Source organism: Mycobacterium sp. UM_Kg27, from assembly GCF_000972905.1.
In the GTDB taxonomy this organism is placed as follows: domain Bacteria; phylum Actinomycetota; class Actinomycetes; order Mycobacteriales; family Mycobacteriaceae; genus Mycobacterium.
Window position 1 is genome coordinate 1 of the sequence record NZ_JRMM01000003.1, and the last position, 13,492, is coordinate 13,492.

Annotated in this window: 19 protein-coding genes and 2 pseudogenes; 7 read left to right on the forward strand and 14 right to left on the reverse strand. The window is 67.1% G+C overall.

The window, feature by feature from the left end:
- Nucleotides 1-89 precede the first annotated feature (89 nt).
- The 3 genes and pseudogenes from LI94_RS24305 to LI94_RS00805 form a co-directional block, all read right to left on the reverse strand.
- Nucleotides 90-296: pseudogene (locus tag LI94_RS24305) on the reverse strand (serine/threonine protein kinase); the annotation flags it as partial.
- Between the two features lie 145 nt (nt 297-441).
- Nucleotides 442-549: pseudogene (locus LI94_RS24310) on the reverse strand (Fe-S cluster assembly protein HesB); the annotation flags it as partial.
- A gap of 203 nt (nt 550-752) precedes the next feature.
- Nucleotides 753-1,019, reverse strand: coding sequence for a hypothetical protein (locus tag LI94_RS00805; RefSeq protein ID WP_024441165.1), 267 nt, complete (start codon nt 1,017-1,019; stop codon nt 753-755).
- A 271-nt stretch (nt 1,020-1,290) separates the two neighbouring features.
- Between LI94_RS00805 and LI94_RS00810 the strand changes: the two genes are divergently transcribed.
- Both LI94_RS00810 and LI94_RS00815 read left to right on the forward strand, forming a co-directional pair.
- A complete protein-coding gene (locus LI94_RS00810; RefSeq protein ID WP_152664718.1) occupies nt 1,291-1,578 on the forward strand; it encodes a hypothetical protein in 288 nt (95 codons plus the stop codon).
- 197 nt (nt 1,579-1,775) lie between these two features.
- The gene (locus LI94_RS00815) at nt 1,776-2,072 is read left to right on the forward strand and encodes a hypothetical protein (RefSeq protein WP_024441164.1); all 297 of its coding nucleotides are present in this window, start codon (nt 1,776-1,778) and stop codon (nt 2,070-2,072) included.
- A 9-nt stretch (nt 2,073-2,081) separates the two neighbouring features.
- Here LI94_RS00815 and LI94_RS22950 read toward each other — a convergent pair whose 3' ends face one another.
- Both LI94_RS22950 and LI94_RS00820 read right to left on the reverse strand, forming a co-directional pair.
- Nucleotides 2,082-2,255 carry a DUF5302 domain-containing protein gene (locus tag LI94_RS22950; protein ID WP_125079853.1) on the reverse strand — a complete coding sequence of 58 codons (174 nt, stop codon included), beginning with the start codon at nt 2,253-2,255 and terminating at the stop codon, nt 2,082-2,084.
- A 45-nt stretch (nt 2,256-2,300) separates the two neighbouring features.
- Nucleotides 2,301-2,744, reverse strand: coding sequence for a PPOX class F420-dependent oxidoreductase (locus LI94_RS00820; RefSeq protein ID WP_024441163.1), 444 nt, complete (start codon nt 2,742-2,744; stop codon nt 2,301-2,303).
- Between the two features lie 63 nt (nt 2,745-2,807).
- Between LI94_RS00820 and LI94_RS00825 the strand changes: the two genes are divergently transcribed.
- Together LI94_RS00825 and LI94_RS00830 are read left to right on the forward strand one after the other, a co-directional pair.
- Nucleotides 2,808-3,323, forward strand: a complete 516-nt coding sequence (locus tag LI94_RS00825; RefSeq protein ID WP_046299992.1) for a DUF1697 domain-containing protein — start codon at nt 2,808-2,810, stop codon at nt 3,321-3,323.
- Nucleotides 3,324-3,348: 25 nt separating this feature from the next.
- Nucleotides 3,349-4,170 (forward strand): class I SAM-dependent methyltransferase, encoded by an 822-nt coding sequence (locus LI94_RS00830; RefSeq protein WP_046299993.1) that lies wholly within the window; start codon nt 3,349-3,351, stop codon nt 4,168-4,170.
- On the opposite strand, the gene LI94_RS00835 is transcribed toward LI94_RS00830, so the two are convergent.
- Nucleotides 4,167-4,538, reverse strand: a complete 372-nt coding sequence (locus LI94_RS00835; RefSeq protein WP_046299994.1) for a GntR family transcriptional regulator — start codon at nt 4,536-4,538, stop codon at nt 4,167-4,169. The two genes, LI94_RS00830 and LI94_RS00835, sit on opposite strands and share 4 nt — an antisense overlap.
- A gap of 28 nt (nt 4,539-4,566) precedes the next feature.
- On the opposite strand from LI94_RS00835, the gene LI94_RS00840 reads away from it, so the two are divergent.
- Nucleotides 4,567-5,280 carry an NAD-dependent deacylase gene (locus LI94_RS00840; RefSeq protein WP_024441159.1) on the forward strand — a complete coding sequence of 238 codons (714 nt, stop codon included), beginning with the start codon at nt 4,567-4,569 and terminating at the stop codon, nt 5,278-5,280.
- A gap of 7 nt (nt 5,281-5,287) precedes the next feature.
- On the opposite strand, the gene LI94_RS00845 is transcribed toward LI94_RS00840, so the two are convergent.
- Nucleotides 5,288-5,926, reverse strand: coding sequence for a methyltransferase domain-containing protein (locus LI94_RS00845; RefSeq protein WP_046299995.1), 639 nt, complete (start codon nt 5,924-5,926; stop codon nt 5,288-5,290).
- Nucleotides 5,927-6,071: 145 nt separating this feature from the next.
- Between LI94_RS00845 and LI94_RS24920 the strand changes: the two genes are divergently transcribed.
- Nucleotides 6,072-6,197, forward strand: a complete 126-nt coding sequence (locus tag LI94_RS24920; protein WP_255341877.1) for a hypothetical protein — start codon at nt 6,072-6,074, stop codon at nt 6,195-6,197.
- 227 nt (nt 6,198-6,424) lie between these two features.
- Here LI94_RS24920 and LI94_RS00850 read toward each other — a convergent pair whose 3' ends face one another.
- Genes LI94_RS00850 through LI94_RS00860 form a run of 3 tightly spaced genes read right to left on the reverse strand, consistent with a single transcriptional unit; the run spans nt 6,425 to nt 9,344 of the window.
- On the reverse strand, nt 6,425-7,423 hold the full coding sequence (locus tag LI94_RS00850; RefSeq protein WP_036457322.1) for a nitronate monooxygenase family protein: 999 nt from the start codon (nt 7,421-7,423) through the stop codon (nt 6,425-6,427).
- A gap of 40 nt (nt 7,424-7,463) precedes the next feature.
- The gene (locus LI94_RS00855) at nt 7,464-8,216 is read right to left on the reverse strand and encodes a 3-hydroxyacyl-CoA dehydrogenase (protein WP_024441157.1); all 753 of its coding nucleotides are present in this window, start codon (nt 8,214-8,216) and stop codon (nt 7,464-7,466) included.
- 42 nt (nt 8,217-8,258) lie between these two features.
- Nucleotides 8,259-9,344 (reverse strand): CaiB/BaiF CoA-transferase family protein, encoded by a 1,086-nt coding sequence (locus LI94_RS00860; RefSeq protein ID WP_046300034.1) that lies wholly within the window; start codon nt 9,342-9,344, stop codon nt 8,259-8,261.
- 51 nt (nt 9,345-9,395) lie between these two features.
- Between LI94_RS00860 and LI94_RS00865 the strand changes: the two genes are divergently transcribed.
- The gene (locus tag LI94_RS00865) at nt 9,396-10,205 is read left to right on the forward strand and encodes an enoyl-CoA hydratase (protein WP_046299996.1); all 810 of its coding nucleotides are present in this window, start codon (nt 9,396-9,398) and stop codon (nt 10,203-10,205) included.
- 5 nt (nt 10,206-10,210) lie between these two features.
- Here LI94_RS00865 and LI94_RS00870 read toward each other — a convergent pair whose 3' ends face one another.
- The 4 genes from LI94_RS00870 to LI94_RS00885 form a co-directional block, all read right to left on the reverse strand.
- Nucleotides 10,211-10,930 (reverse strand): type II CAAX endopeptidase family protein, encoded by a 720-nt coding sequence (locus LI94_RS00870; protein WP_046299997.1) that lies wholly within the window; start codon nt 10,928-10,930, stop codon nt 10,211-10,213.
- Between the two features lie 80 nt (nt 10,931-11,010).
- Nucleotides 11,011-11,529 carry a gamma carbonic anhydrase family protein gene (locus tag LI94_RS00875; protein ID WP_024441153.1) on the reverse strand — a complete coding sequence of 173 codons (519 nt, stop codon included), beginning with the start codon at nt 11,527-11,529 and terminating at the stop codon, nt 11,011-11,013.
- Between the two features lie 5 nt (nt 11,530-11,534).
- The gene (locus tag LI94_RS00880; protein ID WP_024441152.1) at nt 11,535-12,326 is read right to left on the reverse strand and encodes a crotonase/enoyl-CoA hydratase family protein; all 792 of its coding nucleotides are present in this window, start codon (nt 12,324-12,326) and stop codon (nt 11,535-11,537) included.
- Nucleotides 12,327-12,340: 14 nt separating this feature from the next.
- Nucleotides 12,341-13,486, reverse strand: a complete 1,146-nt coding sequence (locus LI94_RS00885) for a thiolase family protein (RefSeq protein WP_046299998.1) — start codon at nt 13,484-13,486, stop codon at nt 12,341-12,343.
- Nucleotides 13,487-13,492: the final 6 nt, after the last annotated feature.

Consider the following 13,492-nt stretch of genomic DNA (forward strand, 5'->3'; position numbering starts at 1 on the left):
TCGAAGCGCTTCACTACGATCACAGGCACACCCCACCGAAGGCGGGGTGATTCAAGGAAATCAGTCCCCGGACTTACCGGGACGGCTCAATGCGATATTGAGGCAGCAAGATCCGCCTCCCGGATAAATCGTTGGCGAAAGTCTGTGTCCCCGGATATATCCAGAGGCAAGACCTTAAGCGCATCATGACGCGGCAGACGCGGATGCTGGGCGAGGTAGACCTCCCCCATACCGCCGGCCCCCAGGAGCCGAACAATCACGTAGCCGGCAAAAACGGTCCCAGGGTTCAGTTGCATAGGCCCAAACATTAGCGAGGCAGTGATCGTCGCCAGCACCCGAACTCCGAACGCCATGCCAGCGTCGACTCAGCAGCTTGCGACGAGACCGCGCACCACCTAGCTTTCCCTCCCTCCCCCCCCACCACACACACAGTTGCAATCGTATCTTCACTTGTTGATCGAGCAGCATTCCGACCAGCAGCGCGAACGGGTCTCCCGAGAGCAGCTCGTCAGCCTCGGGGTCTTGAGTGAGGCAGAGTTTCGGAGTCACCAACCACCTCTCGACAAGGAGCGGACGGTCCAACGTCCGCGTTACACCACTGAGAGAGATGGTAGCCATCCTCGAATGCGTGACACTGCCGTCCCGCTTTTTCGGACCGGTCCCGCACCCCCAGGACCGCAACCACGGAGATAGGAGCATTCGACCTGAAGCCCCCTTGGGGGAGCGCACAGTTGGTCATGGCCGGTCTGCACTCACTCGGGGTCTTCGTCATCCCAGATGCTCTGGTTCGGCCTCAAACCACCGGGTGCATACGGGCCGGTGTTGAGCGAAGCGCAGGTCCCGAACGGGCCGACCCAGCTACCGCTTTCCGGGCAGTAGGTCCGGCTCCCGAAATCGTCAGAGCACAACCGGGCATCGAAGCAATACGGCTCAATCGGATCTGCGCCGGCGACCGCAGCCGGCGTAATGGCGACAGCGGCCATGGCTGTGAGGATCAACCCGGTAAGCAAACGTTTCATAACCGTCTACGCCCATCCTTCGAAGTAGCCACGCTCTGCCCCGCGGCCCAGCAGGTACCGCAACCCTGCATCAAAACAGAGCTGCCGTCGACTTTCCTCTGATGCGGTTAACCATGCCTCCCGCTTGACCTGGCCGGCCTCCTCGATCATCCACCCCAAAGCTCGACTCGGCCTGGCTGCTAGCTGATCGCGCTTGGCGACCCGAGCCCTGCCGCGCATGGGTGACCTCCGACGCTTGTCGGACCCAGGGTTCGCAATCGCGGGCACCCCCATGAGCGCGAAAGAGGCCCACCAGATGCTCAGAGCTATTGCCGTCCTAGTCCTTACCGCCGCAGGGCTGACACTGGTGCCGGCCCCGCACGTTGAAGCCGTACCCAGCCTGCACCGAGGCAGGCAGCACGTCACCCAGCACGCCAACGGAAACACCGACGCCGACTCGCGACGGCACGTACTACTCGGTGAGCGTCCGACGTGCAGCACCGACGGGGGCTCCAAGGACACCGACGACACCTGGACGCGTCGACAAGATGACATCGACCGAGAACGTCACCGCTGGTGAAGACCGTCCGCAGCGATAAGAACTGCCCCGGCCCCCGCGAACTGACCTGTCGCCGGCGGCCCGGCCCTTACCTGTCGAGGCCTGGTCGACCCGTGGGGCCCACCCCAGCCGACCAAAACGTTCCGGTGGTCTGTGTCAGTGGCGTGTGCAACGGTAGAGGCCATATCCAGCGAACGCACCCCTGCAGGAGAAGGACCATGAGACGTGTAGCGGCAGCACTGTTCACCGCGGTGGTTTCCGCCGTAGCCCTGGCCGCCACGGCCGGGGCGATACCGGAGCAGGGCACCCCGGAGTTCGACACGTACATGCAAGGCCTGGAGCGCAACGGGTTCAACCTCAACCCCGACACCGCCTGGCGCGTAGCGCATCAGGCGTGCGAGGGCGGACTTCCCGGGTTCATCGGGTGGGAACTCATGGCACAAGGAGTCGTCGGGCCCGGAGCGGACCAGCGGCTGATGGACGTGGCCCGCAAATACGCCTGCCCGGTGCAGTAACTGCCCGAACTAGCCGCTCTTGCGGCGGAACTCCCGGCGGCTCTCCACCGGTCCGTGCGACCGCGACTGCTTGGCGCCGCCGTCCTTATGGTCGGAGCCGCCCGCCGCCTTCGCCTTCTTACGCTCCAGCGCCTCCCGGAACTTGCGCTTGTTCTCGTCTGCGGCGGAATCTGATTCGGGCATACCCGGGAGCCTAGCTCAGCGCCGGGCATACCGGGTGGGAGATGTTCAGCGCACTCCCGGCGGCATGCCGTAGAGGTGCTGGATCGGCAGTGTCACCAGCACGCGGCGGTCGGTCACCATAGCCTGGCGGTACTCGTCCCAGTCCGGATGCTCCCCGGCGATATTGCGGTACAACGCAATCAGTGCCTCGACGGTGTCGTCATCGGGCGCAGCGGCCGGCGGCGTCAGCTGGGCATCTCCCTCGGCGACGGCATAGGACCAGCCGTCGTCGGAATCGACCAGCAGCGACGCTCTGGGGTCACGGCGCAGGTTGCGGGTTTTGGCCCGCGGTTCGGTGACCGACACCTGCACCACCAGCGACCGCGGGTCGAAGTAGTACTTCACGTTCGACAGTTGGGGGCGTCCGTCTTTCTTGAGGGTGGCCAAGACGCCGAGCGAGTTCCCGCTGATCAACGCAAGCAACTTGTCGTCGAATACCTGGCGTCCCATGATCGAAGCCTACCGACGTGTCCGCTTATTGCCAGCGTTGTTCCACCGATTGGAGGCCGTCTCATGACCCGGTATGCCCTGTTTCTGCGCGGCGTGAACGTCGGCGGGGTCAACCTCAAGATGGCCGAGGTCGCTGCCGCGCTGACCGCTGCCGGATTCTCCGAGGTCCGCACCCTGCTGGCCAGCGGCAACGTGCTGCTGGACTCGCCCGCCGATGCCGCGGCGGTGCGCGCGACCGCCGAGGCAGCGTTGCGGAAGCGCTTCGGCTATGAGGCCTGGGTGCTGGTCTACGACGTAAACACCGTGCGCGACATCGTGGCGGCGTATCCCTTCGAACCTGAGGTCGCAGGCGTGCACTCCTATGTCACGTTCGTCGCCGACGACGCGGCGCTGAGCGAATTGGCGAAACTGGCAGCAGATGCCGACGACAAGATCGCCCCCGGTGGCGGGGTGATGTACTGGCAGATCCCCAAGGGCGACACCCTGACCAGCGCTGTGGGCAAGACGATGAGCAACAAGCGGTACAAATCCGCCACCACCACCCGCAACCTGCGCACGCTGAACAAAATGCTGCGCTGAGCCGCACACCGGTAAGGTCGCAGGCGTGAGCCAGGCACACAAAGTCACCCTGACCGGGGTCTCCGAAACCGCGTTGCTGACCTTGAACGCTCGGGCCAGAGAGGCCCGCCGTCCCGACGGGATCATCGAAGACCCGATGGCGATCAGCCTGGCCGAGTCGATCGACTTCGACTTCGCGAAATTCGGGCCGACGCGCCAGGACATCGCGCTGCGCGCCTTGGCCTTCGATGAGCAGACCCGCCAATTTCTGCGCCAGCACCCGTCGGGCACCGTGGTGGCCCTGGCCGAGGGTTTGCAGACCAGCTTCTGGCGGGTGAGCGCGAGCGTGCCCGACGCCGCGTTCCGCTGGCTCACCGTCGATCTCCCGCCGATCATCGACATCCGCGCCCGGCTGCTGCCGGCGTCGCCGCAGATCTCGGTGTGCGCCCAATCCGCGTTGGACTACAGCTGGATGGACCAGGTCGATCCGGACAAGGGCGTGTTCATCAGCGCCGAGGGCCTGCTGATGTACCTGCAGCCTGAGCAGTCGCTCGGGCTGATCGCCGAGTGCGCCCGCCGCTTCCCGGGCGGGCGGCTGCTATTCGATGTGCCGCCGCCGTTGCTGGCGATGCTGATTCGCCGCGGGGTATGGACGTCGCTGCGGTACAAGGCGCCACCGATGCCGTTCAACCTCTCGATGAGCCAAGCGGCCGATCTGGTAAACACCATGCCCGGTATCCGGGCCGTGCGCGATCTGCCGTTGCCGGCCGGGCGCGGGTGGCTGTTCAACACCTTGCTCTCGAGCGCGTATCGGCTGCGCTTCCTGGACCCGGTCCGTCCGTCACTGACCCTGCTGGAATTCGGCTAAGCACCGCTGTCGAAGGCCGCGTCGAGGTAGCGCAGCGCGTCGGCCTTGGCCAAACCGACCGCGTGGGCCGCGGCCACGAAAGCGCCCGCCGCCTGCGTCATAGCTGCATCGGCCGGGTCACTACTTGCCACGAAGGTGCCGAACCGGCCCCGAGTTTCGACGACGCCGCCGGCCTCCAGCTCGCGGTAGGCGCGCGCGACGGTGTTGACCGCCAGACCCAGTTGACTCGCCAATTGGCGCACCGTCGGCAGCCGGGTTCCCGCCGGCAGTGCCCCGGCCCGGACCGCCTCGATCAGTGCGCCCCGGATCTGCTCGAACAGCGGCACGTCGGCATGCACGTCGTTTTTCAGCAGGTCGGAAAAGTCCATTCGGCCAGTATCCCGCTATCTTGGTGGCGTGCGGGTGGTGGTGTTCAGTGGTGCAGGGATCTCAGCGGAGAGCGGGATACCTACCTTCCGCGATGACGAGAAGGGGCTGTGGTCGCAATACGACCCCTACGAGGTCTCCAGCATCGATGGCTGGAATCGGCAGCCGGAACTGGTGTGGGGCTGGTATGTGTGGCGCTGCCAGCTGGCCCGCCGCTATGAGCCGAACCTGGGCCACACTGCGATCGCGGACTGGGAGCAGCACGCCGACGTCCAGGTCATCACCCAGAACGTTGACAATCTGCACGAGCGCGGCGGCAGTTCCTCGGTTCACCATCTGCACGGCCGGATGTTCACGTTCCGCTGCTCGGACTGCGAGCAACCGCACGACACGCAGCTGCCGGAGCTGGCAGAGCCCGTACTCGAAATCATGCCCCCGCAGTGCGAGTGCGGCGGCTTGATCCGCCCGGACGTGGTGTGGTTCGGCGAACAGCTTCCCGACGAGCCGTGGAACGCAGCGGTCGAGGCTGTCGACGCCGCCGATGCGCTGATCGTGGTCGGCACGTCCGGGGTGGTCTATCCGGCGGCCAGCCTGCCCGAACGAGCGCTGGAGCTGGGCAAGACCGTCATCCAGGTGAACCCGGAGCCGACGCCGCTGTCGGAGCGGGCCACGGTCTTTCTGCAAACCACCGCCTCGGCGGCACTGCCGGGGATGGCACAGCGGTTGCCGTTCCTGCTGGGCTGACTCCGATTCAGGCCGGGCGGCTGGCCGAGCCCAGCGCGAACTCCGACACCGGCACCGGCGCCCACGCCGGGAATTGATGCCCGCGCCGCGCCCGGTCGACGACGAAGCCGGCACCGGTGATCATCTGCTCGGTCTCGCGGTGGGTGTGGCAGTTGCCGAACAGTCGGGGCCAGAAGGTGGCGTCGGCCACCCGTTGCAGTCCGCCGCGCATCCCGGCGCTGGCGACATGCTCGAAGTAGCGCAGCTCGCCGCCGGGCTTCAGCAATGCGAACAGCTGGCGCAGCACGTCCTCGGGACGGTCGACCGAACACAAAACCAGCGAGCACACGATCGCGTCGAAGGGCTCCCGGGAGTCCAAGGTTTCCACGGTGCTGGCCACCACGGTGATCGGCACCGACGCCGCCGCGGCAGCAGAGACGGCGGCATCCCGCAGCCGTGATTCGGGTTCGGCGGCCACCACCTCAGTCACGGTGTCGGGGTAGAAGCCGAAGTTGCTGCCGGTGCCGGCTCCGATCTCGAGCACTCGCCCGGACAACCCCTCGAGGTTCTCTCGGCGGCGGTCCCGCAACCAGTCGGTCTCGCGACTGGACATGAAAGTCCAGATCCGGGCGAACAGCGGGTTGTCCAGGGTGTCCGATGCGCTCATGGCAGCCACCCTAGCCGGGCGCAGCGGAGGCGCACACAGCTCCTGCAGCGCCGGCCGCACCAAACGCTACCGGCCAGTAATATTGCCACCATTTCCCGAAACGTGACTCAATGATTCCTTAATAGCGGCCCATAGGCTCAGGGTCATGTGGATCGACGACTCAAGTGCCGACGTCATCAAGGTCGACTTCGAGGCCCTGTACCACGGCGATTTCCTCGTCGAGGGCGACACCTCGGAGCAGGTCGAAGGCTTGCATTCGCTGGCCAGCTGATTGATCGGCGCCGCGACAGCGGCGCCTTTCACGGTCACGCTGTTGCGTGGCGATGGCCGCCCCCTGTAAGCGGGCCGCCCTCTTTGAGTCATCCCATTTCTCTGACATTCAGACTCGGTTCGGCCGTGCCGTAAACGGACAACGCCGAACGTGTAATCAGGCCGGAAAATCTGCGGATTTCCGGCCTGATCGCACGTTCGGCGTCGTTAAGCCCTCAGCCGCCCTCGTCAGGCGACGTTCTCCTCGTCGTCGTCCTCGACCATGTTGCCCAGCCGTCCGAGGATGATCTCCTCGGCCTCGGACACCATCCGCGACACCAGCTCGTCGACGGTCGGAATGTCGTTGATGAGCCCCATCGCGGTGCCCACCGTCCAGATCCCGGCGTCGACGTCGCCTTCGTCGAAGACGCGGCGGCCGCGCACACCGGCCACCAGCTCTTGGACGTCGGGGAACTGACCGCCGTTGTTGAGGATCTCGACCACCTCGCGGGACACCGCGTTGCTAGCCACCCGGGCGGTGTTGTGCAACGACCGGAAGATCAGCTCGGTGCCGCGCTCGTCGCCGGCGACGATCGCTTCCTTGACGTTCTGGTGGATGCAGGACTCCACGGTGCACATGAACCGCGAGCCCATGTTGACGCCGTCGGCACCCAGGGCCAGCGCCGCGACCAGGCCGCGGGCGTCGGCGAAACCGCCGGAGGCGATCATCGGGATCTCGATCTGCGCCGCGGCGGCCGGGATCAGCACCAGGCCCGGGATGTCGTCCTCACCCGGGTGGCCCGCACATTCGAACCCGTCGATGCTGATGCCGTCCACGCCCAGGCTCTGCGCCTTGACCGCGTGCCGCACCGAGGTGCACTTGTGCAGCACCTTGATTCCGTTGTCGTGAAACATCGGCAGGTGCGGCGCCGGGTTGGATCCGGCAGTCTCGACGATCTTGATGCCGGCGTCGACGATCACCTGGCGGTACTCGTCGTAGGGCGGCGGGTTGATCGCCGGGAGGATGGTCAGGTTCACCCCGAACGGCTTGTCGGTGAGATCCCGGGTCTTGGCGATCTCGTTGGCCAGGTCGGCCGGCGTCGGCTGGGTGAGCGCGGTCAGGAAACCCAGCGCCCCGGCGTTGGCGACCGCGGCCACCAGCTCCGCGCGACCCACCCACTGCATGCCGCCTTGGGCGATGGGATGCTCGACCCCGAACGTCTCGGTGAACTTCGTTGTAATGGCCATAAGGACTCCTAGCTCTGCTTGATGCTCTTCGCGCAGGAACTCATCGGGGTGCCATCCGGATGGCACCGTCGAGGCGGATGACCTCGCCGTTGAGCATCGGGTTGTTGATGATGTGCTCGGCCAGGGCGCCGTACTCGTCGGGGTCACCGAGCCGCGACGGGTGCGGCACCTGCGCACCCAGCGACTTCTGCGCCTCCTCGGGCAGCGAGCCCAGCAGCGGCGTCTTGAACAGCCCCGGAGCGATGGTGCAGACCCGGATCAGTTCACGCGACAGGTCACGGGCGATCGGCAGCGTCATACCGACCACGCCGCCCTTGGACGCCGAGTAGGCGGCCTGCCCGATCTGGCCCTCGAACGCCGCGACCGAGGCGGTGTTGATGATGACGCCACGCTCGCCGTTGATCGGCTCGGTCTTGGCGATCCGCTCGGCCGAGAGCCGCAGCACGTTGAAGGTGCCGATCAGGTTGACCTGGATGATCTTGCTGAAGGCATCCAGCGGGAAGGCGCCGTCCTTGCTCAGCGTCTTGATCGCGTTGCCGATTCCCGCGCAGTTGACGTTGATCCGCACCGGGCCAAGAGATTCCGCGACGTCCAGGGCCGCGCTGACCGCCTCGGGGTCGGCCACGTTGGCCTCCACGAAGCGAGCCCGGTCACCGAGCTCATTGACCACGTCCTCGCCCTTGAGGTCGATCACCACCACCTGGCCGCCGGCGTCCAGCAGGCGTTTTGCCGTCGCCAATCCCAACCCGGAGGCACCGCCGGTGACAACGGCTACCGCGTCCTTGATCTGCACTCTCTTGGCCCCTCTCGATCCCAACCGTCTGGTTGGTCGGGACTATACCCAGTCGCTCCGGATGGACTCGTTGTCGGCTCCCAGAACGGCCGGCGGGGTCGGGACATCGGGAACGCTGCGGGAGAACCGCGGCGCCGGCATCGGCTGCAGGTAACCGTCGACGTCGTAGAAGGTGTCGCGCTCGGTGATGTGCGAATCGGCCTGCACCTCGTTGAACGCCAACACCGGCGCCACACAGGCATCGGAGGTGGCGAACACCTTGGCCCAGTGGTCGCGGTCGTGGGCGGCGAACGCCGCGGTCAGCTTCTCCCGCAGCACTGGCCAACCGCTGACGTCGTTCTGCGCCGGCAACTCGGCGGGGTCCAGCTCCAGCTTGGCCAGCAGTTCGGCGTAGAACTGCGGCTCGATCGAGCCGACCGAGACGTACTTCCCGTCGGCACATTCGTAGGTGTCGTAGTAGGGCGCACCGGTGTCGAGCATGTTGACGCCACGCTCGTCGCTCCACAGGCCCTGCGAGCGGAAGCTCCACATCATCGCCGAGAGCACACTGGCCCCGTCGACCATCGCCGCATCGATCACCTGCCCCTTGCCGGAACGCTGCAGCTCCCACAGCGCGGACAGGATGCCGACCAGCAGGAACATCGACCCACCGCCGAAGTCACCGGTCAGGTTCAGCGGCGGCACGGGGCGCTCCCCCTTGCGACCGATGGAGTGCAAGGTGCCGTTCAGCGAGATGTAGTTGATGTCGTGGCCAGCCTGCTGAGCACGGGGGCCGGTCTGTCCCCAGCCGGTCATCCGGCCGTAGATCAGCCGCTCGTTGACCTTGGCGCAGTCCTCCGGGCCGAGGCCGAGTCGCTCGGTGACGCCGGGCCGGAAGCCCTCGATCAGCACATCGGCCTTGGCGACCAGCTGCAGCACCAGGTCGCGGCCTTCCGGCGACTTCAGGTCAGCGGTCACCGAGCGCCGGTTGCGCAGCATGGTGTCCTTGCTGGGACCGCCGCCGAATTTCGGTGGCCGCTCGACGCGGACCACATCAGCGCCCAGGTCGCCGAGGATCATCGCTGCATGCGGACCCGGCCCGATCCCGGCCAGTTCGATGACCCGCAGCCCCGCCAGTGGTCCCGCCATATCTGCCTCCTCGTCGTGTGCCTGTGTGATGTGCATCCTAGGGTGAGGGCCATGACTGCAATCGACTCCGGCATCGACTCTGTGGCCCCCGTGGCCGGACTTTCCGTCACCTTGGCCGATGGGGTGCTCTCGGTGACCATCGACCGACCCGACAGCCTCAACTCGGTGACCACCGGAGTGCTGGCCGGTATCGCCGACGCCATGGAAGCCGCTGCGCGTGACCCCCGGGTGCGCGCGGTGCGGCTCGGCGGCGCGGGACGCGGTTTCTGCTCGGGAGCGGGGATCAGCGCCGAGGACGCTACCGACGGCGTTCCCACCGAGATCATCGTCGAGGCCAACCGCGCAATCCGTGCGATGGTCGCGTTGCCGCGGCCGGTGGTGGCCGTGGTGCAGGGTCCGTGTGCCGGTATCGGCGTGTCACTGGCCCTGGCCTCCGACTTGGTGGTGGCCTCGGACAAGGCCTTTTTCCTGTTGGCGTTCACCAAGATCGGGCTGATGCCCGACGGTGGCGCCTCCGCGTTGGTGGCCGCGGCCGTGGGCCGGACCCGCGCCATGCGGCTGGCGCTGCTGGCCGAACGACTGTCCGCGGCCGACGCCCTGGATTGGGGCCTGATCAGCGCGGTGTACCCGGCCGAGGAGTTCGACGCCGAGGTGGACAAGCTGCTGGTCGGCTTGCTGGCCGGACCCGCCGCAGCGTTCGCCAAGACCAAGCACGCCATCAACACCGCGACCCTGACCGAGCTGGACGCTACCCTGGACCGCGAATACGTCGGGCAGTCAATCCTGTTGAACGCCCACGACTTCCGTGAGGGAACCCGCGCTTTTCAGGAGCGCCGTTCGGCCAATTTCACCGACTCCTGAGGTGCCTACATCCCGAAGATCGGGGGCAGCGCCAGCACCATCATCAGCCCCCACACCAGGTGGGTCAGCACCGGAGCCAGCACGCCACCGGTAGCGCGGCGCTCGAAGGCACAGACGGTACCGAGTATCACCGCGGCCAACCCGACCATGAGGTTGCCCGCGGCCATCATCGCCGCGACGTAGAGCAGGGTGGAGAACACCAGCGGGGAGCGACGACCGAAGGCGCTGAACAGTGCGCCGCGGAAGAACAGCTCCTCGGCGATCGCGTTGACAAGTGCGATCAGTACCACCAGCCGCCACGAAGCTTCGGTGGTGTAGGCCAGGATCGCGACCACCTGATCGGCCAGCGGCGGAATGCCCTGCACCGCAAGCCCGCCCAGCAGGAACACGCCGCCCAGTACCAGGCCGACGCCGGTGCCGGTGAATACCGGCCGCTCGTTGCGTCCGCGGAACCGCAACACGCCCAGGTGCAGCGGTCCGGCCACCACCGCCCCCACCGTCCAGACCGCGGCCAAGACCAGCGAGAGCCAGTAGAACGACGGGTCGCCGGGAAGCTTGCTGTGCATGGCGACCAGTACCGCTGCGCCGATCAGCACGACCACTCCGACCACGGCGCGCCGCCGCTGCACCACTGCCCGTGGTTCGTGATAGGGCGGCGCGACCCGGCTCATGATGTCGGTGATCTCACGCAGCAGGCCGGGGCGAGTTGGACTGATCTGGGTCATAGGAGGACGTCCCCTCAGCGGCGGGTTGAGCAACGTCCCTAAAACGTAGCGGCGAAACGGCGGCCGGTGGCCCAAATGCGTTAGTTCGCTCGATGGACTTCGATCAGTCGCCGGTATGCCGCGGCATTGTGCCGATTGTTGCGGACCTCGGCCTCGCTCAGGTCGCGCCGCACCCGGCCCGGAACCCCCGACACCAGTGACCGCGGCGGCACCACCATCCCCTGCGGGATGACGGCACCGGCCGCGACCAGCGAGCCCTCCCCCACCACGGCGCCATTGAGGACGATCGCTCCCATGCCGATCAGGCAGTCGTCCTCAATGGTGCAACCGTGCAGCACCGCGTTGTGCCCGACGCTGACGTGCGCCCCCACCCGACAGGGGAACTCCTTGTCGACGTGGATGGTCACGCCGTCCTGGATGTTGGTGTCGATGCCGATCTCGATCGGTTCGACCTCGGCGCGCAGGGTCGCCGAGTACCAGACGCTGGCCCGGGCGGCCAGGCTGACCTGGCCGATCAGGCTGGCGTTGGGCGCCACCCAGGACTCCGGGTGTAGCTGCGGGGCGCGCCCGCGGATGGAGATGAGAAGCGGCTCGGGCACGCCGCTCAACGCGCCTTCCACACTGGTGCACGCTTCTCGGCGAACGCCCGGGGTCCCTCCTTGGCGTCCTCGGACCGCAGCACGGCGGAGAACTCCCGGCCGGTGCGAGCCCAACCGTCGACTTCGCCGGGGATGGCGCCGTCATCGACGCCGTAGGCGATCCGCTTGCTGGCCCGCACCGACAGCGGCGCGTTGCTGGTGATCCGTTCGGCCAGCTCGAGTGCTGCCTGCAGCGCCCCGCCGTCCTCGACCACCCGGTTGACCAGTCCCCAGCGGGCCGCGTCGGCCGCCGAGATGGGCTCCCCGGTGTAGAGCAGTTCCAGCGCGATCTTGCGAGGCAATTGGTCGACGATGCGGAACACCCCGCCGGCACCGGCGATCAGGCCACGCTTGACCTCGGGCAGCCCGAACTGGGCGCGCTGCTCGGCGATCACCAGGTCGCTGGCCAGCGCGATCTCGGTGCCGCCGCCCAGCGCGGTGCCGTTGACCGCCGCGATGACGGGCTTGTCGATGAAGTGCTGCACGAAGCCGGCGAAACCCCACTCCGGGTGCTCCGGGTGGTAGATGTTCTCCCGGTTGGCGATCGCCTTGAGGTCGGCTCCGGCACTGAACGACTTGTCGCCGGCGCCGGTGAGCACGACCGCGCGTACCTCGTCGTCGTCTTGAGCCTGCGCCAAGGCGTCACCGATGCCGGCACTGACGGCGCCGTTGATCGCGTTGCGGGCGTCGGGCCGGTTGATCGTGACCACCAGTACGCCGCCGTCGCGCCGTTCTACCAGAACGGCCTCTTCACTCACAGCGGCTTCCGCACTCACAGCAGCTCCAAGATGGTGGCGTTGGCCTGGCCGCCGCCTTCGCACATGGTTTGCAGTCCGTAGCGAATCCCGTTGGCGCGCATGTGGTAGAGCATGGTGGTCATGATCCGGGCGCCGGAGCCGCCGAGCGGGTGACCCAGTGCGATCGCCCCGCCGTTGGGGTTGAGCTTCTTCAGGTCGGCACCGATCTCGGCCAGCCACGCCATCGGCACCGGGGCGAACGCCTCGTTGACCTCGAACACCCCGATGTCGTCGACGCTGAGGCCGGAGCGCTGCAGCGCCTTCTGGGTGGCCGGGATCGGCGCGGACAGCATCATCACCGGGTCGGCACCGGCCAGTGTCGCGGTGTGCACCCGTGCCAGCGGGGTCAGGCCCAGTTCCTTGGCCTTCTCCGCCGACATGAACAGCAGCGCGGCCGAACCGTCGGAGATCTGGCTGGAGTTACCGGCGTGAATCACGCCGTCCTCCTTGAAAGCAGGCTTGAGCTGCGCCATCTTCTCCAGGGTAGTCCCCCGGCGGATGCCCTCGTCCGCACTGATGACGTTGCCCTCGGGGTCGGTGATCGAGACGATCTCGTCCTTGAAGGCGCCGGCGTCCTGTGCGGCGCCGGCCTTGTCGTGCGACGCCAGCGCGAACTCGTCGAGCGCGGTGCGGCTCAGGCCCCACTTGGTGGCCATCATCTCCGCACCGATGCCCTGGTTGGGGGTCTGGCTGTAGCGCGCCTTGAAGGAGTCGCCGTAGGGGCGCCCGCCGTTGGCCAGCGACGAACCCATCGGGGTCCGTGACATCGACTCGACGCCCCCGGCCACCACGACGTCGTAGTGCCCGGCGACCACACCGGCCGCGGCGAAGTGCACCGACTGCTGGCTGGATCCACACTGGCGGTCCACGGTCACCGCGGGCACCGTCTCCGGCCAGCCCGCGCTCAGCACCGCGGTGCGGCCGATGTCCAGGGCCTGCTCACCGGCCTGCATGACACAGCCCCAGATCACGTCGTCGACCAGCGCCGGGTCCACGCCGGCCCGGTTGACCAGCCCGTTGAGCACCTGGGCGGACAGTTCGGCCGGGTGTACCCCGGACAGTCCGCCGTTGCGCTTGCCGATCGGCGCGCGCACCGCTTCGACGATGACGGCTTCAGCCATGGGTGC